This is a genomic window from Serratia marcescens, assembly GCF_001902635.1.
Classification (GTDB): domain Bacteria; phylum Pseudomonadota; class Gammaproteobacteria; order Enterobacterales; family Enterobacteriaceae; genus Serratia; species Serratia marcescens_F.
In genome coordinates, this window is sequence record NZ_MJAO01000003.1 from 19,864 (window position 1) to 38,643 (window position 18,780).

At 60.7% G+C, this 18,780-nt stretch carries 19 protein-coding genes; 16 read left to right on the plus strand and 3 right to left on the minus strand.

Annotation, left to right across the window (positions count from 1 at the left end):
• The first annotated feature begins 9 nt into the window (after positions 1–9).
• From ureE to BHU62_RS03215, 6 genes are read left to right on the plus strand one after another with little or no spacing between them, the layout of a single operon-like run.
• The gene (gene ureE / locus BHU62_RS03190; protein ID WP_073529134.1) at positions 10–606 is read left to right on the plus strand and encodes an urease accessory protein UreE; all 597 of its coding nucleotides are present in this window, start codon (positions 10–12) and stop codon (positions 604–606) included.
• Positions 603–1,289 (plus strand): urease accessory protein UreF, encoded by a 687-nt coding sequence (locus BHU62_RS03195; protein ID WP_073529135.1) that lies wholly within the window; start codon positions 603–605, stop codon positions 1,287–1,289. Before ureE ends, BHU62_RS03195 begins: the two co-directional genes overlap by 4 nt.
• Before the next feature lie 18 nt (positions 1,290–1,307).
• Entirely contained in the window at positions 1,308–1,943 is a 636-nt protein-coding gene (gene ureG, locus BHU62_RS03200; protein ID WP_073529136.1) for an urease accessory protein UreG, read from the plus strand.
• Positions 1,940–2,887 (plus strand): urease accessory protein UreD, encoded by a 948-nt coding sequence (locus tag BHU62_RS03205; RefSeq protein ID WP_073529137.1) that lies wholly within the window; start codon positions 1,940–1,942, stop codon positions 2,885–2,887. The genes ureG and BHU62_RS03205 overlap by 4 nt, the downstream gene beginning before the upstream one ends.
• Before the next feature lie 19 nt (positions 2,888–2,906).
• Positions 2,907–3,884: an urea transporter gene (gene yut / locus BHU62_RS03210; protein WP_073529138.1), complete on the plus strand. Its 978-nt coding sequence runs from the start codon at positions 2,907–2,909 to the stop codon at positions 3,882–3,884.
• Between the two features lie 40 nt (positions 3,885–3,924).
• Positions 3,925–4,968 carry a HoxN/HupN/NixA family nickel/cobalt transporter gene (locus tag BHU62_RS03215; protein ID WP_073529139.1) on the plus strand — a complete coding sequence of 348 codons (1,044 nt, stop codon included), beginning with the start codon at positions 3,925–3,927 and terminating at the stop codon, positions 4,966–4,968.
• Positions 4,969–5,128: 160 nt separating this feature from the next.
• On the opposite strand, the gene fadE is transcribed toward BHU62_RS03215, so the two are convergent.
• The gene (gene fadE / locus BHU62_RS03220) at positions 5,129–7,585 is read right to left on the minus strand and encodes an acyl-CoA dehydrogenase FadE (protein ID WP_073529140.1); all 2,457 of its coding nucleotides are present in this window, start codon (positions 7,583–7,585) and stop codon (positions 5,129–5,131) included.
• Between the two features lie 246 nt (positions 7,586–7,831).
• On the opposite strand from fadE, the gene lpcA reads away from it, so the two are divergent.
• Positions 7,832–8,413, plus strand: a complete 582-nt coding sequence (gene lpcA, locus BHU62_RS03225; RefSeq protein ID WP_004930220.1) for a D-sedoheptulose 7-phosphate isomerase — start codon at positions 7,832–7,834, stop codon at positions 8,411–8,413.
• Positions 8,414–8,510: 97 nt separating this feature from the next.
• Positions 8,511–9,314, plus strand: coding sequence for a class II glutamine amidotransferase (locus tag BHU62_RS03230; RefSeq protein ID WP_004930222.1), 804 nt, complete (start codon positions 8,511–8,513; stop codon positions 9,312–9,314).
• On the opposite strand, the gene dpaA is transcribed toward BHU62_RS03230, so the two are convergent.
• Positions 9,249–10,016: a peptidoglycan meso-diaminopimelic acid protein amidase gene (gene dpaA / locus BHU62_RS03235; protein ID WP_073529141.1), complete on the minus strand. Its 768-nt coding sequence runs from the start codon at positions 10,014–10,016 to the stop codon at positions 9,249–9,251. The genes BHU62_RS03230 and dpaA overlap by 66 nt on opposite strands.
• 555 nt (positions 10,017–10,571) lie before the next feature.
• Between dpaA and BHU62_RS03240 the strand changes: the two genes are divergently transcribed.
• From BHU62_RS03240 to nqrM, 8 genes are read left to right on the plus strand one after another with little or no spacing between them, the layout of a single operon-like run.
• Complete coding sequence (locus BHU62_RS03240; protein ID WP_073529142.1) at positions 10,572–11,921, plus strand: Na(+)-translocating NADH-quinone reductase subunit A; 1,350 nt, start codon at positions 10,572–10,574, stop codon at positions 11,919–11,921.
• Between the two features lie 3 nt (positions 11,922–11,924).
• The gene (locus tag BHU62_RS03245; protein WP_073529143.1) at positions 11,925–13,166 is read left to right on the plus strand and encodes an NADH:ubiquinone reductase (Na(+)-transporting) subunit B; all 1,242 of its coding nucleotides are present in this window, start codon (positions 11,925–11,927) and stop codon (positions 13,164–13,166) included.
• A complete protein-coding gene (locus BHU62_RS03250; RefSeq protein ID WP_073529144.1) occupies positions 13,156–13,950 on the plus strand; it encodes a Na(+)-translocating NADH-quinone reductase subunit C in 795 nt (264 codons plus the stop codon). Before BHU62_RS03245 ends, BHU62_RS03250 begins: the two co-directional genes overlap by 11 nt.
• Positions 13,943–14,572 (plus strand): NADH:ubiquinone reductase (Na(+)-transporting) subunit D, encoded by a 630-nt coding sequence (locus tag BHU62_RS03255; RefSeq protein WP_004930232.1) that lies wholly within the window; start codon positions 13,943–13,945, stop codon positions 14,570–14,572. The genes BHU62_RS03250 and BHU62_RS03255 overlap by 8 nt, the downstream gene beginning before the upstream one ends.
• Positions 14,573–14,578: 6 nt before the next feature.
• A complete protein-coding gene (gene nqrE, locus BHU62_RS03260; RefSeq protein WP_015376732.1) occupies positions 14,579–15,175 on the plus strand; it encodes an NADH:ubiquinone reductase (Na(+)-transporting) subunit E in 597 nt (198 codons plus the stop codon).
• 15 nt (positions 15,176–15,190) lie between these two features.
• Complete coding sequence (gene nqrF, locus BHU62_RS03265; protein WP_073529145.1) at positions 15,191–16,414, plus strand: NADH:ubiquinone reductase (Na(+)-transporting) subunit F; 1,224 nt, start codon at positions 15,191–15,193, stop codon at positions 16,412–16,414.
• Positions 16,415–17,446, plus strand: a complete 1,032-nt coding sequence (locus BHU62_RS03270) for an FAD:protein FMN transferase (RefSeq protein WP_073529146.1) — start codon at positions 16,415–16,417, stop codon at positions 17,444–17,446.
• A 7-nt stretch (positions 17,447–17,453) separates the two neighbouring features.
• The gene (gene nqrM / locus BHU62_RS03275) at positions 17,454–17,681 is read left to right on the plus strand and encodes a (Na+)-NQR maturation NqrM (protein WP_016928987.1); all 228 of its coding nucleotides are present in this window, start codon (positions 17,454–17,456) and stop codon (positions 17,679–17,681) included.
• A gap of 32 nt (positions 17,682–17,713) precedes the next feature.
• On the opposite strand, the gene BHU62_RS03280 is transcribed toward nqrM, so the two are convergent.
• Positions 17,714–18,610 carry a glycerophosphodiester phosphodiesterase family protein gene (locus BHU62_RS03280; RefSeq protein ID WP_073529147.1) on the minus strand — a complete coding sequence of 299 codons (897 nt, stop codon included), beginning with the start codon at positions 18,608–18,610 and terminating at the stop codon, positions 17,714–17,716.
• Positions 18,611–18,780: the final 170 nt, after the last annotated feature.

An 18,780-nucleotide genomic window follows, 5' to 3' on the forward strand; every position in this document is an offset into this window, starting at 1 on the left:
CCGCCGCTCATGATCGTGATTGAAAAGATACTCGGCAATATCAAACGGGATGCCGACTGGCGCGAACGCTTGCAACACGCCTCGCTGGACGTGCTGGCGCTTTCGCAGTGGGAGGCGCAGAAAAGCCGCTGCCGCAAGACCACTCGCGATGGCCAGGATCTCGGCATTTCACTCGATCGTCATCAGGTGCTGGCCGACGGCGACGTGCTGCTCTGGGACGAAGCGAACCGCAGCGCGGTGGTGGTGCAGATGAACCTGCGCGACGTGATGGTGATCCACTTGCAGTCGCTGCTGGCGACCGATATGGCGACGGTGCTGAAGACCGCGTTCGAACTGGGGCATGCGCTGGGCAATCAGCACTGGAAATCGGTGATCAAAGGCGATCGCATCTTTATTCCGCTGACGGTGGCGACCAAGGTGATGGATTCGGTGATGAAAACCCACGGTTTCCACGCGCTGCCTTATTCGTTCGTGAAGGGCGAAAGCATTTTGCCGCATTTGACCCAGCCTGAAGCGCGCCTGCTGTTCGGCGGCGCGGAGGATTCCGCCACCCATGTGCATGTCGACAGCCCATTCCTCGGCCAGCATGTGATCAAACTGAAATGAACGCCGTTAAGTTGATTCGTATCCTGCAATTTGCCGACTCGGTGCTGCCGGTGGGGGCGTTCGCTTTTTCCAACGGCGTCGAGTCGGCGATCCAGGCCGGCATCGTGCGCGATGCCGACACGCTGCAATCGTTCACCCGCACCGCCTTGCAGCAGGCGGCGGGCGGCGACGGCCGGGCGGTGGCGGCGGCCTGCCGGGCGCTGCAGGCCGGCGATCGCGAGGCGGCTATCGGGCACGACTGGGCGCTGTTCAACCGTAAGCTGAACGAGGAGGGCCGCAATATGGTGGTGCGGATGGGAAAAAAGCTGGCGGAAATGGCGGCGGCCATCTGCGATGAACCCCAGGTGGTCTGGTGGCTTGAGCAGATCAAAACCGGCCGCGTCGCCGGTACCTATCCGGTGACGCAAGCGGTGGTGATGACGGCGCTGGGCGCCGGCCCGCGCGAGGTGGCGGTGATGCACCAGTACGGCGTGGCGATGACCATTCTCAGCGCCGCCATGCGCCTGATGCGCATCACCCATATCGACACCCAACGCATCCTGTTTCAACTCAACCGGGACATTGACGTTTTCTGTGACGAAGCCGAACGCGGCGGCGTTGAACAAATGGCCTCTTACGTGCCGGTGACCGATGTCCTGGCCGCACTGCACGTCGGCGCATTTACCCGACTGTTCAGCAACTGATAATAAGGAACGATCAGAGTGAAAAAAATTACCCGCATCGGTATCGGCGGCCCGGTAGGCTCGGGCAAGACCGCGATCATTGAAGTCATCACGCCGCGCTTGATTGAGCGGGGCATCAGCCCGTTGATCATTACCAACGACATCGTCACCACCGAAGACGCCAAACAGGTCAAGCGCACGCTCAAGGGGATCCTGGACGAGGAGAAAATTCTGGGCGTGGAAACCGGCGCCTGCCCGCATACCGCCGTGCGCGAGGATCCGAGCATGAACATCGCGGCGGTAGAGGAGATGGAGGCCCGCTTCCCGGAGAGCGACGTGGTGATGATCGAGAGCGGCGGCGATAACCTGACGCTGACCTTCAGCCCCGCGCTGGCGGACTTTTATATCTATGTCATCGACGTCGCCGAAGGGGAAAAGATCCCACGCAAAAACGGCCCTGGCCTGGTGCAGGCCGACATCCTGGTGATCAACAAAATCGATCTGGCCCCCTATGTCGGTGCCAGCCTGGCGGTGATGGAACACGATACCCGCGTGGTGCGCGGCGAGCGGCCTTATATTCTCACCAACTGCAAAACCGGCGAAGGCATCGACGAGCTGGTGGACATGATCATGCGCGATTTCCTGTTCACCCATGTGCCCTCGGCGGCGGTATGACGGCGGTTAGCGAAGCCGCGAGGCGCGTCGCGCAGCTTGGCGCCGATGCGCCGGAGTTGGCCGATTATCAGGATGAGCCGCCGCAAATGGCCAGCGGTGGCGTCGGCAAAACCGGCTATCTGCGGCTGGGGTTTGCGTTGAGTGGGCATCGCAGCGTGCTGCGGCAGATGGAGCGGCGGGTGCCGTTTCTGGTGCAACGGGCGCTGTATTGGGACGAGGCGCTGCCGCAGATGCCGTGCGTGTTCGTCATCTCCACCTCGGGGTGCATCTTGCAGGGCGATCGCCTGACGCTCGAGGTGCAGGTTGCCCCGCAGGCCTGCGGGCATGTCACCACCCAATCGGCGACCAAGATCCACGCCATGGAAAATAACTACGCGGCGCAGATGCAGACGCTGACGCTCGAAGAGGGCAGCTATCTGGAGATGATGCCCGATCCGGTGATCCCCCACTGCGGTTCGCGTTTCATTACCGATACCCGTATTACGCTGCACCCGACGGCGACGCTGCTCTACGGCGAGATCCTGATGTCGGGGCGCAAGCATCATCAGGCGGATCGCGGCTTCAGATTCGACGTGTACTCCTCGCGCATCAGCGCCTGCCGCCCGGAGGGCAAGACGCTGTTTGTCGAACGCTATGTGCTGGAACCGCATAAACACCCGCTGAACGGGATTGGCGTGATGGGGCCGTTCGACGTGTTTGGCAATGTGATCCTGCTGACGCCGCCCGAGCACCATCAGCGGATCCTCGATCGCATCGCGCCTCATTATGACGAGGGTGAGGGGATCGCCAGCGGCGTTAGCCGGTTGCCCAATGAGTGCGGGCTGATCTTTAAGGCATTGGGCAAAGAGGCGCGCCAGGTGAAGGCGGCCATCCGTGTTTTCTGGCGCGTTGCCCGGGAAGAGATCCTGGGCGTGACGCTGCCCGAGCCCTTTATCTGGCGCTAATCTGCAGCGGGAAGCGGTCATGACGACAAAGTGGAGTTGGGCGGGGTTATGCGCCCACAGCCGGATAGCGGCGGCGACGGATGCGGTGCTGCGCGGCTGTTCGCAGGTGATGTTTCAAAATAATCCGTTGACCGGATTACTGTTCTTTATCGCCATTTTCGTGGGCGCCTATGAGGAAGGGTTGCCGCAGGTGGCCTTCGGCTGTCTGCTGGGTACTGCGGTGGCGACGCTGAGCGCGGCGTGGCTGGTGGACGATCGCACGGCGTTGCGCTCTGGCCTGTATGGCTACAACGGCTGCCTGGTCGGTGCCGCGCTGCCGACCTTTTTGCTGCCCTCGGCCTGGCTGTGGATCGGCGTGATGTTCAGCAGCACGATCTCGGTGATCGTCACCGTCGGCCTCAATCGGCTGTTGCGCACCTGGAAGATCGCGGCGCTGACGGCGCCTTTCGTGCTGACCACCTGGACGGTGCTGTTGGCCAGCTACCCGTTCAGCCATCTGCGGCATGTACGCTTGCCGGCGGCGGCTATCCCGGCCGACGGCGCCATCTTCAATGCGCATCCCGGCGTAGCGGAGATGCTGAGCGGCACGTTGCACGGTGTCTCCCAGGTCTTTTTGTGCAGCAGCGTGAGCGGTGGCGTACTGCTGTTGCTCGGGCTGGCGGTTTCGTCGCCGCGTGCGATGCTGCTGGGTTTTTTCGGCGCGTTGCTGGCGGTGGCCACATCGCTGGCGATCGGCGCCGATCCGCAGGCGGTCTTCGCCGGGCTGTATGCGTTCAGCGCGGTGCTGACGGCGGTGGCGCTGGGCTCTGTCTTCAACCCACCCGGCCGACGGGTGTTGATCTATACGCTGCTCGGCGTGATTTTCACGGTGCTGGTGCAGGGGGCTTTCAATACCCTGTTGGCCCCGCTGGGCATGCCGTCGCTGACCATGCCGTTCGTGATCGCGTCCTGGTTGTTTTTAAGCGCCAATCCGGCGGTGATCGCGGCACGGCGCTAATCCATTGATTTGAACATAACGATAAAACAGGAGTGTGGGTATGGCGGTAATTTCCGAAGGATTGCACGGTACGGCCCGGCGACGGGCGGTATCCCTGCTGCTGGGGTTGGTGGCGATCAACGTCATCGTCTGGCTGCTGGCGTTGGTGGTGTTCAAAGACAATGCCGCGCTGATGGGCACCGCCTTATTGGCCTACAGTTTTGGCCTGCGCCATGCGGTGGATGCTGACCATATCGCCGCGATCGACAACGTGACCCGCAAGCTGATGCAGCAGGGCAAAACGCCGGTGGCGGTCGGCACCTTCTTCTCGCTCGGCCACTCGACCATCGTGGTGCTGGCCTCGGCGGCCATTGCCGCGACGGCGATGATGTTCAGCCGTCAGATGGACTGGTTTCATGAAACCGGCGGCCTGATCGGCACGTTGGTGTCTTCGTTGTTTTTGCTCACGGTGGCCTTTATCAATTTGCTGGTGCTGATCTCCGTGTGGCGCGCGTTCCGGCAGGTGAAGGCGGGCGAGTTGCCTGCGCACCAATCGCTTGATCTGCTGATGAGCGGCGGCGGTGTGCTGGCGCGCTGTTTCCGCCCGCTGTTCAGGCTGGTGAACCAGAGCTGGCACATGTACCTGGTGGGTTTCTTGTTCGGCCTGGGCTTCGACACTGCCACCGAAGTCGGGCTGCTGGGGATTTCGGCCGCCGGCGCCGGCCATGGCATGAATTTGTGGAGCATCATGCTGTTCCCGGCGCTGTTCGCCGCCGGGATGGCGCTGATCGACTCCATCGACAACTTCGTGATGATTGGCGCTTACGGTTGGGCGTTCTCCAAACCGATCCGCAAACTGTACTACAACATGACCATTACGGCGGCGTCGGTGATCATCGCAGTGTTTATCGGCGGCATCGAAGCGCTCGGGCTTATCGCCGACAAGCTGGCGCTGTCCGGCCCGCTGTGGGACGCCGTCGTGCGGCTCAACGATCATCTGGGGGAGATGGGCTATTGGGTGATCGCCGTGTTCATCTTCTGCTGGCTGGTGTCGGTGGTGAATTACCGCCTGCGCGGCTACGACAAACTGACGGTCAGCGGTTGAAAAGACGGGGGCTCGTGGATCCTGCCTGACACCATCGGCCAACGGGCGGGGCGAACCCCGCCGTTGCGCCAACCTGCGGCGTGGTGCGCAGTTCATGATGCAAGAAAAGAAAAAGGGGCGATGATGATCGCCCCTTGGATGTGTGAAGTTGGAACTAGCGTTAAGCCGCTTCGGTCTGCTGTTGGCGCTTAGACTGCGCCGCCGGCTTTTCCGGCTTGGCGGCCGCCAGCGCATCCGGCGCAAAGTCGTCCACGTTGATGGAACGCAGGCGGCTCTCTTCGGCTTTCACCAGGATCTTCGCCTCGTCGGCGCTGATCTTGCCTTCTTCCAGCGCGCGCTCCGCCAAACGATCCAGACGGGTGAACGGCAGATTTTTGCCGACTGCCTTGCACAGACGTTCGTGAATCGGCTCGGCGGCCATCACGTCGGCCAGCGCCGCTTCCAGCAGGCCGATTGGGTTATGCTCGCTCGGCGTCAGGTACTGACCGCGTCCCAGACGGCTGCGGGTTGCGGAAGGCACTTGCAGGATCTTGGCCAACTGATGATCCAGACGATCGGACGGTGCGGTATGCACGCGGCCGAACGGGAAGACCACGAAGCGCATCGCACCGGCGATAAAGCGGTTCGGGAAGTTGCGCAGCAGGTCATCCAGCGCCTGTTCGGCTTTATGCAGGCTGTCTTGCACGCCCCAATGCACCAGCGGCAGATCTTCTTTCTGACGGCCTTCGTCATCAAAGCGTTTCAGCACGGCGGAAGCCAAATACATCTGGCTGAGGATGTCCCCCAGGCGAGCGGAGATGCGCTCGCGGCGCTTCAGGCTGCCGCCCAGCACGCCCATGGAAACGTCCGACAGCAACGCCAGGTTGGCGCTCAGGCGGTTCAACTGCTGATAGTAGCGACGGGTCGCGTCCTTGGTCGGCGTGGCACTGGTGCGGCCATTGGTCAGGCCCAGCCAGAAGCTGCGCACCTTGTTGCTGCCGACGTGGCCCAAGTGGCCGAACAGTGATTTATCGAAGGCGTTCAGATCGTTGCTCTGCGCCGCCGCCATTTCATCCAGTACATACGGATGGCAGCGGATCGCGCCCTGACCGAAGATCATCATGGTGCGGGTCAGGATGTTCGCGCCTTCCACCGTGATGGCGATCGGTGCGCCCTGATAGGCGCGAGCCAGGAAGTTGGATTCGCCCAACATGATGCCTTTACCGCCGGCGATGTCCATGGCGTCAACGATTGACTGCTGGCCGCGGTGCGTACAGTGGTATTTGACGATGGCCGACAGCACGGCCGGTTTCTCGCCCTGCACCAGCGCATAGGTGATCAGCGAAGCGGCGGCGTCCATCACATAGGTGTTGCCGGCGATGCGCGCCAACGGCTCTTCGATCCCTTCCATCTTGCCGATGGAGATCTTGAACTGACGGCGAATGTGCGCGTAGGCACCGGTCGCCAGGGCGATGGATTTCAGGCTGCCGGTAGAGTTGGACGGCAGGGTGATGCCGCGACCGACCGACAGACATTCAACCAGCATACGCCAGCCTTGACCTGCCATTTTCGGGCCGCCGATGATGTAATCGATCGGCACGAACACGTCGGTGCCACGGGTCGGGCCGTTCTGGAACGGCACGTTCAGCGGGAAGTGGCGGTTGCCGATTTCCACGCCTGGCGTGCTGGTCGGGATCAGCGCACAGGTGATGCCCGGGGATTCGTTGTCACTCAGCAGGCGGTTCGGGTCATGCAGTTTGAACGCCAGGCCCAGTACGGTGGCGACCGGCGCCAGCGTGATGTAGCGCTTGTTCCAGGTCAGGCGCATACCCAGTACCTGTTTGCCTTGCCATTCGCCCATGCACACGGTGCCGACGTCCGGAATGGCACCGGCATCGGAACCCGCTTCCGGGCTGGTCAGGGCAAAGCAAGGGATCTCATCGCCGCGCGCCAGGCCCGGCAGATAGTGGTTTTTCTGCTCTTCGGTACCGTAGTGCTGCAGCAATTCACCTGGGCCGAGGGAGTTCGGTACGCCGACGGTGATCGCCAGGATGCCGGAAACGCCGGCCAGTTTTTGCAACACCATCGCCTGAGCGTAAGGGGAGAATTCCAGACCGCCGTACTCTTTCTTGATGATCATCGCGAAGAAGCGGTGTTCTTTCAGGTAAGCCCAGAGTTCAGGCGGCAGATCGGCCAGTTCGTGGGTGATCTGGAAGTCGTTGGCCATGCGGCAAGCTTCTTCCACCGGGCCGTCGATAAACGCCTGCTCTTCTTCCGTCAGGCGCGGTTTCTGATAGCTGTGCAGTTTGTTCCAGTCCGGCGCCCCGCGGAACAGATCGCCTTCCCACCAGGTGGTGCCGGCGTCGATCGCTTCTTTCTCGGTGGTGGACATCGGCGGCATTACCTTGCGGAAGGCACGCAGCGCCGGTGCGGAGAGCAGGGAACGACGCAAAGAGGAAAGGTTCAGCGGCAGCAGCACGATCGCCAGCGGCAGCAACAGCCAGAAGCTCCACAGGCCGATAGCGCCCATAGCGGCGGTGTACGCCACCAGGATCAGGCTGCTGAGGGTAAGGTTCACTCGGTGGTAGAACACCACGCCGAGGAGAGCCAGTAAAACGACAATACTAAGAACCATCATAAGAAGCTCCGAAGTAGTAAGAGGTCTGACCTGTTGTGTGTATGTAATAGGTTTTAGTACAAGGCCGAATTTTTATCAATGCGTTTACAGTTTAATTACAACTCAGGTCACAAACTGACAGCACCAATCATCAAAAACCTTATCGCCTCCTGAACTGCGGCGCTGTTTGGCTGAGAATGCTTCTCGCTGTTTCCGCGATCCGGTACACTGCGGAGCGGAAGATTTGACGATAACAAGAGGTTCCTCATGTACCACGACCTTATTCGCAGTGAACTGAACGAAGCGGCTGATACCCTGGCGAAATTTATCAATGACGACGCCAACATCGACGCCATCCAACGCGCGGCGGTGCTGTTGGCGGATTCCTTCAAAGCCGGCGGTAAAGTGATTTCCTGCGGCAACGGCGGTTCCCATTGTGACGCGATGCATTTCGCCGAAGAGCTGACCGGGCGCTACCGTGAAAACCGCCCGGGCTACCCGGCGATTGCCATCTCGGACGTTAGCCACCTGTCCTGCGTCAGCAACGACTTCGGCTACGAGTATGTGTTCTCCCGCTATGTGGAGGCGGTGGGCCGCGAAGGCGACGTGCTGCTGGGCATTTCCACCTCAGGCAACTCCGGCAACATCATCAAGGCCATCGACGCAGCGCGCGCCAAGGGGATGAAAGTGATCACCCTGACCGGCAAGGACGGCGGCAAGATGGCGGGTTCCGCCGATGTGGAAATTCGCGTGCCGCACTTCGGCTACGCCGATCGCATTCAGGAAATTCACATCAAAGCGATCCACATCTTGATTCAGCTGATCGAAAAAGAGATGGTTAAGGCTTGATAGCCTTCGGGGGGCTGCGGCTCCCCATGAATGAGACTGCGGGCGCTGCATGCCGCGCCCGCATAGAACGTGTCAGTGTGGTTAAGGAGTGCTGGCGATGTGTGAACTGCTCGGGATGAGCGCAAACGTACCGACCGATATCTGCTTCAGCTTTACCGGCCTGGTACAGCGCGGCGGCCGCACCGGGCCGCATAAGGATGGCTGGGGCATTACCTTTTATGAGGGGAACGGCTGCCGCACATTCAAGGATCCGCAGCCGAGCTTCAACTCGCCGATCGCCCGTTTGGTGCAGGACTACCCGATCAAGTCCTGCGCGGTGGTGTCCCATATTCGCCAGGCCAACCGCGGCGAAGTGGCGCTGGAAAACACCCACCCGTTCACCCGCGAACTGTGGGGCCGCAACTGGACCTACGCGCACAACGGCCAGTTGAAAGGCTACCGCCAGCTGGATACCGGCACGTTCCGCCCGGTCGGCCAGACCGACAGCGAATACGCGTTCTGCTGGCTGCTGCATCAGCTGGCGCTGAAATACCCGCGCACCCCGAGCCAATGGCCGGCGGTATTCCGCTATATCGGCCTGTTGGCGAGCCAGCTGCGCAAGAAAGGGGTATTCAACATGCTGTTGTCGGACGGGCGCTTCGTGATGGCGTATTGTTCCACCAACCTGTACTGGATCACGCGCCGCGCGCCTTTCGGCAAGGCGACGCTGCTCGATCAGGACGTAGAAATCGATTTTCAGCAGCAGACCACACCGAACGATGTGGTCACGGTGATTGCCACCCAACCGCTGACCGCCAACGAAACCTGGCACAAGATTGAGCCAGGCGAGTTCGCGTTATTTCACTTCGGTGAGCGGCTTGTTCTGAGCGAAGGGGTTGGTGTTGGGCGTCGGGCTGGCTGACGCGTACTGCGTCATCTGGCCGCTGCTCATCAACGGTTGACCCAGCACATACTGGCCGTTGTCCACGGTCATCATCGGCGGCTGGTGGTTCTTCGCGAAGTAATCATAGCCCGGCTTCAGCTGGCGCCAAAAGGCGATATAGCTGGATGACGCATGGCGCTTGAGGTTCTGCTCGGTCATGCGGAATGGGTAGATGCTGATGTCGACGCGGCCCTGGCCATAGGCGAAGGCGGCTTCGACGTAGCGATAGATCTCATCCATATAGGTATTGGTCATCGCGTAACAGCCAATCGATTTACATTCGCCGTGGATCATCAGATAAGCGCCGGAATAGCCCTGCGACTTATCGTAATCATTAGGGAAACCGATATTAATCGCCCGATAATACTTGCTGTCGGGTTTCAGATGACGCGCGTCAACGCTATAAAAGCCTTCCGGACTTTTAAAGTCGCCTTCACGGCGTTTAGGGCCCAGCCCGCCAGAGAAATTACAGATCGGGAACGTGTTGACCAGGCGGAATTCATTGCCCATTTTGGCATACAATTCCAGTTTGCGTTCCTCTTTGAAGATCTGAATATAGACCGGTGAACCGACTAATTGCTGTTTAACTACCGGTGCTTCGGGTACCTGCTCGCTGGCGCTGCAGGCCGTGATCATCGGCATAGAAACAAGCATCGCAAACAACAGCGCGATTTTGCTCATTAATTATTCCTGCTTATATTTATCTGCCGGCGCAATGAACCTGGCCAGCATGCCACTGATTATTGTTTTACTGCGTAAAAACACCGCCAGATTACCAGCGCGTTTATTTTTAGCAATACGTGATATGTATAAAAAAAAGACAAAGCTCGATAAAAGTGAAATGACCGGCAGATTTTAACGATAAGTAGTGAAAAACAGGCGAAATTTAATTGCGTTTGCTTGACCCAAGTCACTACGGAACGCAGAACAATGTTGCGAACAATGTTAATATTCCCCCTTCAATTTAACGCGCTGTGGCGATTGAAGCGGCGGGAGTTATGGCATATAACCCGGCCGTTTTGATGGTTATTTGGCTACAGGCTGTTAACACATTGACTGCCGCGCAAACAACGGAAAGGGGAGGGATCAAGGGAATGCGCGTTACCCCATTTTTTCACTGCGAGAAAGCTCATGTTGGGCGTGCCGCCCTGCGCACTGTCCGGCAATCCTGGCATCGTCAGCACCCGCCTCTGGGGCCGGTCAGACGTGTAAACCAAACAACATCGTATAAATCCTATGATTAAAATCAGAAAAGGGTTAGATCTGCCGATAGCCGGAGCTCCGGTTCAGGCGATCCAAGACGGCCCGAACATTCAGCATGTCGCCCTGCTTGGGGCAGAGTATGTCGGAATGCGCCCCTCCATGTTGGTGCAGGAAGGCGATACCGTTAAGAAAGGCCAGGCGTTGTTCGAAGATAAGAAAAACCCCGGGGTTTTCTTCACGGCTCCCGCCAGCGGCCGCATCGCCGCGATTAACCGTGGCGAGCGGCGCGTGTTGCAATCGGTGGTGATTGCGCTGGAAAACGGCGGTGACGATCAGCTCGAGTTCGCGCACTATCCGCTGGGTGAGTTGGCCCAGCTGCCGCGCGAGCAGGTCGAGAGCGAACTGATCGCCAGCGGCCTGTGGACCGCGCTGCGCACTCGTCCGTTCAGCAAAACGCCGAGTCCCGGCAGCGAACCGCGCGCCATTTTCGTCACCGCCATGGACACCCAGCCGTTGGCCGCCGATCCGCAGGTGATCATCGCCGAACAGCAGGCGGCGTTTAACGCCGGGCTGGCGGTGCTGGCGCGGTTGACGGCGGGCAAGGTGCACGTGTGCCACGCCGCCGGCGCCTCGTTCGGTCAGCAGGCGGGCCCGCAGGTCACCTACAATGAATTCGCCGGGCCGCACCCTGCCGGGTTGGTCGGCACTCACATTCACTTCCTTGAACCGGTCAGCCTGAAGAAAACCGTTTGGCACATCGGCTATCAGGATGTGATCGCCATCGGCACGCTGTTCACCACCGGTAAGCTCGATACCCGGCGGGTCGTGGCGCTGGCCGGGCCGCAGGTGGCGCAGCCGGCGTTGCTGCGCACCCGCCTGGGGGCCAGCCTCGATGAGTTGACCGCCGGCCGCCTGAAAGACGGCGAGAACCGGGTGATCTCCGGTTCGGTGCTGAACGGCATGCACGCCGCCGGGCCGAATGCCTGGCTCGGCCGCTTCCATTCGCAGGTGTCGGTGCTGGAAGAAGGGCGCGACAAAGAGCTGTTCGGTTGGATCGTGCCTTCGCCGAACAAGTTCTCCATTACCCGCACCACGCTGGGCCATTTCCTGAAGAACAAACTGTTCGCCTTCTCGACCACCACCCACGGCGGCGAGCGCGCCATGGTGCCGATCGGCAACTACGAGCGGGTGATGCCGCTGGACATTTTGCCGACTCTGCTGCTGCGCGATTTGCTGGCGGGTGACAGCGACAGCGCGCAGGCGCTGGGCTGCCTGGAGCTGGACGAGGAAGATCTGGCGCTGTGCACCTTCGTTTGCCCCGGCAAGTATGAGTACGCGCCGGTGCTGCGCGAGGTGCTGACCAAGATTGAGCAGGAAGGATAACCGATGGGCCTGAAGAATTTTTTTGAGAAGATAGAGCATCACTTCACGCCGGGCGGAAAACTGGAAAAGTGGTATCCGCTGTATGAAGCGACCACCACGGTGTTTTATACCCCCGGCACGGTGACGCGCGGCGCTTCGCATGTGCGCGACGCCATCGATCTGAAACGCATGATGATCCTGGTGTGGCTGGCGGTGTTCCCGGCGATGTTCTGGGGCATGTACAACGTCGGCCAGCAGGCGATCCCGGCGCTGCACCATCTGTACAGCGGCGATGAGCTGCAGCAGGTGTTGGCGGGCGACTGGCATTATCGCCTGGCGCAGTGGCTCGGCGCCTCTCTGGCGGCCGACGCAGGTTGGGTCAGCAAGATGGTGCTGGGCGCCTGTTACTTCCTGCCGATCTATGCCGTGGTGTTTGTCGTCGGCGGTTTCTGGGAAGTGCTGTTCGCCATTATCCGCAAGCATGAGGTCAACGAAGGCTTCTTCGTCACCTCTATCCTGTTTGCGCTGATCGTGCCGCCGACCCTGCCGCTGTGGCAGGCCGCGCTGGGCATCACCTTCGGCGTGGTGGTGGCCAAAGAGATCTTCGGCGGCACCGGGCGCAACTTCCTCAACCCGGCGTTGGCCGGCCGCGCCTTCTTGTTCTTCGCCTATCCGGCGCAGATCTCCGGCGATCTGGTGTGGACCTCCGCGGACGGTTTCTCCGGCGCGACACCGCTGGCGCAGTGGAGCGCAGGCGGGGCGCACAGTCTGAGCAACGTGGCCACCGGCCAGTCCATCAGTTGGATGGACGCCTTCCTCGGCAACATTCCTGGCTCCGTCGGTGAAGTGTCCACGCTGATGATCCTGATCGGCGGGGCGATTATCCTGTTCGGCCGCGTGGCCTCCTGGCGCATCGTCGCCGGCGTGATGCTCGGTATGGTGGCTTCCGCCCTGCTGTTCAACACCATCGGCTCCGAGACCAACCCGATGTTCGCCATGCCGTGGTACTGGCATCTGGTGCTGGGCGGTTTCGCCTTCGGCATGATCTTTATGGCGACCGACCCGGTTTCCGCCTCCTTCACCAACAAGGGGAAATGGTGGTACGGCATTCTGATCGGCGTGATGTGCGTGCTGATCCGGGTGGTCAACCCGGCCTATCCGGAAGGCATGATGCTGGCGATCCTGTTCGCCAACCTGTTCGCACCGCTGTTCGATTACCTGGTGGTGCAGGCCAACATCAAGCGGAGAAAAGCCCGTGGCGAATGAAGCGAAAAACGACGGCATCGGTAAAACGCTGCTGGTAGTGCTGCTGCTGTGTCTGGTGTGTTCAGTGGTGGTGGCGGGTTCCGCCGTCGGCCTGAAGTCCAAACAGCAGGAACAAAAGCTGCTCGATAAGCAGCGCAATATTCTCGACGTCGCCGGCCTGTTGCAGCCGAAAATGGAGAGCGAGCAGGTCAAGAGCCTGTACAGCGAACGCATCGAACCGCGCCTGGTGGATCTGAACAGCGGTGAGTTTGTCGCTGGCAAGGCGGCGGCCTTCGATCTGGGCGCCGCACTGCGCGACGACGCCAGGAGCGCGGCGTTGGCGGCGGGCGACGATCCGGCCGGCATCAAGCGCCGCAGCAACCAGGCGGAAATCTACCTGGTGCGCGATGAAAGCGGCCAGGTGAACAAGATTGTGCTGCCGGTATACGGCACCGGCCTGTGGTCGATGATGTACGCCTTCGTGGCGCTGGATAACGACGGCAACACGGTCAAGGGCATCACTTACTACGACCAGGGGGAAACCCCGGGGCTGGGCGGTGAGGTCGAGAACCCGGCCTGGCGCCAGCAGTGGGTCGGCAAACAGCTGTTCGACGACAACGGCCAGCCGGCGATCCGCGTGGTGAAAGGCGGCGCGCGTCAGGGGGATGTGCACGGGGTGGACGGCCTGTCCGGTGCCACGCTGACCTCCAACGGCGTGCAGCATACGTTTGATTTCTGGTTGGGCGAGCACGGCTTCGGCCCGTTCCTGAAAAAAGTTCGTGAAGGAGCGCTGAAAAATGGCTGATTCCAAAGAGATAAAGCGGGTCCTGCTGGGGCCGCTGTTCGACAATAACCCGATCGCCCTGCAGGTGCTGGGCGTCTGTTCGGCGCTGGCGGTGACCACCAAGCTGGAGACGGCGGTGGTGATGACCATTGCGGTGACGCTGGTCACGGCATTCTCCAGCTTCTTCATCTCGCTGATCCGTCACCATATTCCCAACAGCGTGCGCATCATCGTGCAGATGGCGATCATCGCCTCGCTGGTGATCGTGGTCGATCAGCTGTTGCGCGCCTATGCGTTCGAGATCTCCAAGCAGCTGTCGGTGTTCGTCGGCCTGATCATCACTAACTGTATCGTGATGGGGCGCGCCGAGGCCTACGCCATGAAGTCGCCGCCGATCGAGAGCTTTATGGACGGCATCGGCAACGGGCTGGGCTACGGGGTGATCCTGGTGCTGGTCGGTTTCCTGCGCGAGCTGATTGGCTCCGGCAAGCTGTTTGGCGTTCCGGTGCTGGAAACGGTGCAGAACGGCGGCTGGTATCAGCCGAACGGCCTGTTCCTGCTAGCGCCGAGCGCGTTCTTCATCATCGGCCTGCTGATCTGGGTGCTGCGCACCCTGAAGCCGGCGCAGATCGAAAAGGAGTAAAGGCCGATGGAACACTATATCAGCCTGTTTGTGCGCGCGGTGTTCGTCGAGAACATGGCGCTGGCGTTCTTCCTCGGGATGTGTACCTTCCTGGCGGTGTCGAAGAAGGTCTCGACCGCCTTTGGCCTGGGCATCGCGGTCACCATTGTGCTCGGCATTTCGGTGCCGGTGAACAACCTGGTCTACAACCTGATTCTACGCGACGGCGCGCTGGTGGAAGGCGTCGATCTGAGTTTCCTCAACTTCATCACCTTCATTGGCGTGATCGCGGCGCTGGTGCAGATCTTGGAGATGATCCTCGATCGCTTCTTCCCGTCGCTGTATAACGCGCTCGGCATCTTCCTGCCGCTCATCACCGTGAACTGCGCCATCTTCGGCGGCGTGTCCTTCATGGTGCAGCGCGACTACAACTTCGCCGAATCGGTGGTGTACGGCATCGGCTCCGGCACCGGCTGGATGCTGGCGATCGTCGCCATGGCGGGGATCCGCGAAAAACTCAAGTATGCCAACGTGCCGGCGGGACTGCGCGGCCTGGGCATTACCTTTATCACCACCGGACTGATGGCGCTGGGCTTCATGTCCTTCTCCGGTGTTCAGTTGTAAAGGCGGGAAGAATTTATGGAAATTATTTTAGGCGTAGCAATGTTCACCGCCATCGTGATGGTGCTGGTGTTGCTGATCCTGTTCGCCAAATCGAAGCTGGTGAATACCGGCGACATCGCGGTGGAGATCAACGGCGATCTGGATAAGAGCTTCCAGGCGCCGGCGGGCGACAAGCTGCTTAACGTGCTCTCCAGCCAGGGCATCTTCGTCTCCTCGGCCTGCGGCGGCGGCGGTTCCTGCGGCCAGTGCCGGGTGGTGATCAAAGAGGGCGGCGGCGATATCCTGCCGACCGAGCTCTCGCACATCAACAAGCGCGAAGCGAAAGAGGGTTGCCGCCTGGCGTGCCAGGTGAACGTGAAGCAGAACCTGAAGATCGAGCTGCCGGAAGAGATCTTCGGCGTGAAGAAATGGGAGTGCGAGGTTATCTCCAACGATAACAAAGCCACCTTTATCAAAGAGCTGAAGTTGAAGATCCCCGATGGCGAAGACGTGCCGTTCCGCGCGGGCGGCTTCATCCAGATCGAAGCGCCGGCGCACGACATCGGCTACGCCGACTTCGACGTGCCGCAGGAGTATCGCGGCGACTGGGACAAGTTCAACCTGTTCCGCTACCGTTCGACGGTGAACGACACCACGGTGCGTGCCTACTCGATGGCCAACTACCCGGAAGAGAAGGGCATCATCATGCTCAACGTGCGTATCGCCACGCCGCCGCCGAACAATCCGGACGTGCCGCCGGGCATTATGTCTTCCTATATCTGGTCGCTGAAGGCGGGTGACAAGGTGACCATCTCCGGGCCGTTCGGCGAGTTCTTTGCCAAGGAGACCGACGCCGAAATGATCTTTATCGGCGGCGGCGCGGGCATGGCGCCGATGCGTTCGCACATCTTCGATCAGCTCAAGCGCCTGAACGCGAAGCGCAAGATCACCTTCTGGTACGGCGCGCGTTCGCTGCGCGAGATGTTCTATGAAGACGATTTCAACCAGCTGCAGGCGGAGAACGACAACTTCACCTGGCACGTGGCGCTGTCGGATCCGCAGCCGGAAGATAACTGGACCGGCTACACCGGCTTTATCCATAATGTTCTGCTGGAGAACTACCTGAAGAACCACCCGGCGCCGGAGGACTGCGAGTTTTACATGTGTGGGCCGCCGATGATGAACGCCGCGGTGATCAAGATGCTGAAAGATCTGGGCGTCGAAGACGAAAACATTATGCTGGATGACTTTGGTGGCTAAATGCGCGCATTGGCGATGAAGAACTGGCTGACGGGCGTGGCGCTGAGCGCCACCCTGCTGCTGACCGGCTGCGGGCCGGAACAGGTGGATCTGATGGGTAAAACCATGGGCACCTCGTATTCGATCCGTTACGTGACCGGCGACGATACGCCGTCGGCGCGCGAGATGCAGGCGGAGATCGACAAACGGCTGGAACAGGTGAACGACCAAATGTCCACCTACCGGCCGGATTCCGAGCTGAGCCGCTTCAACGCCAGCCGCGACATTGACCGGCCGTTCCCGGTTTCGCCGGCCACTGCCGAAGTGGTGCGCGAAGCGCTGCGCATCAACCGCGTCACCGACGGCGCGCTGGACGTGACCGTCGGGCCGCTGGTCAACCTGTGGGGCTTCGGCCCGGAAGGGCGGCCGGATAAAGTACCGAGCGAAGCGGAGCTGGCGCACCGCCGCGCCTGGATCGGTGCCGATAAACTGGCGGTGCAGGGCAGCGCACTGGTGAAAAGCATCCCCGAGCTGTATGTCGACCTGTCGTCGATCGCCAAAGGATACGGCGTGGACGTGGTGGCGGAGTATTTGCAATCGCAACACGTGCAAAACTACATGGTGGATATCGGCGGTGAAGTCCGCACCCGCGGGCGCAACGGCGAACAAAAGCCGTGGCGCATCGCCATCGAGCGCCCGACCGCCGGCGCGCAGCAGCAGGCGCAGTTGGTGATCCAGCCGGGGGAGATGTCGATCGCCACCTCGGGTGACTATCGCAACTACTTCGAGCAGGACGGGGTGCGCTATTCGCACACCATCGATCCGGTCACCGGCCGGCCGATCCATCATCGGCTGGTGTCGATCACCGTGCTGAGCCCGACCTGTATGACCGCCGACGGCTTGTCCACCGGTCTGAACGTGATGGGGCCGGAACGCGGTATGGCGCTGGCCAACCTGCTGGGTATCCCGGTGTTCATGATCGTCAAAACCGCCGACGGGTTTGAGGAGCGCTATTCGGACGCGTTCAAGCCCTATCTGAAAAAGAGTTCGTGAGGTTGTTATGCTGACGGTATTCGCCGCCACCTTCGTGTTGTTCCTGCTGATCGTCGGCGGGATGTCGCTGGGTTACGTGTTCAAACGCAAAAGCCTGCAGGGCAGCTGCGGCGGCATCACTGCGCTGGGCATGGAGAAAGTCTGCGACTGCCCTGAACCCTGCGACGCGCGCAAAAAGCGCGAAGCCAAAGCGGCGCAGCGGCGCGAGCAGTTGGAAAAGCACCGCATTCTGTAGCTATAGCGAAAACCCGGCCTTGGCCGGGTTTTTTATTTCGCCTTGCGGAAGTTTTGCGCGTCGGCCGGGGAGTTGACCATCACGCCGTCGGCACCCAGCGCCAGCGCCTGCTGATACTCCTGCGGCGTGTTGACGCCGAACAGGATGATGTGCGCCGGGCCCTGCGAGCGGAAACAGTCCATCGACTCTTTATCCCAGGTCAGAAATGCCTTCGAACGCCCTTCGCCGAGGGTATATTTCTCCACCACTTCCACCTCGCGCTTCAGCTCTAGCCCGTACCAGCGTGGCTGCCGGTTATCCGGTTTGACGTCGCACTGGTGCGCCATGGTGACGTTGGCCAGCAGCGTGCGGGTCTCGTCGCGGCTTTCAAAGCGCGGGATGGCCGGCGGCAGCGCCTGCAGGTATTTGGCGTCGGTGGAGTAGACGCGGGTGCGGTTCAGGCTGTCGGTACTTTGCAACGTCGCCAGCAGCGCCTGGCCGAACTGCGCCGGATCGGCATCCGGGGATTTGATGTCCAGATAGAAGGTGACGTGCGGAAACGCTTTAAGCACGTCGTCCAGCCGCGGAATGCCGATGCCCTGGCCGCGGAACGGGTGTGCGTCGCCCTTGGCGAACGCCCAGCCGGCGTCGGTCTCGGCCAGTTGTGCGGCGGTATACGCAGAGACCGGGCCCTGCCGGTCGGTCAGCGCCTTCAGATCCGAAGGGCGATACAGCACGATAACGCCGTCTTTGGATTCCTGCAGGGTGATCCAGATGGCGTCGGCGCCGTTTTTCAGCGCGGTTTCGATGGCGATGCGGGTGTTTTCCGGCGCATCGGCAGTGCCGCCGCGGTGGGCGACGATCGCCGGCGCATGACCGGCGGCGGCGCTGGCCGCCAACGCGCTCAGTGACAGCGCGGAGGCCAGCAGCCAATGAGAAAATCTGATCATATAGGGTACCTTGTCGTTATCGTTATGGTGAGCCGCACGGATGGCGGAAATCATACTATTGAAAAATTAAGCTTTTTTAACAACGCGGAAATATCTGACGGAAACGGCGCTTTCATCGAGCCCTGCGGCCTTGAGCTTTCGGTATCTGACTGTATACTTATACAGTGTTA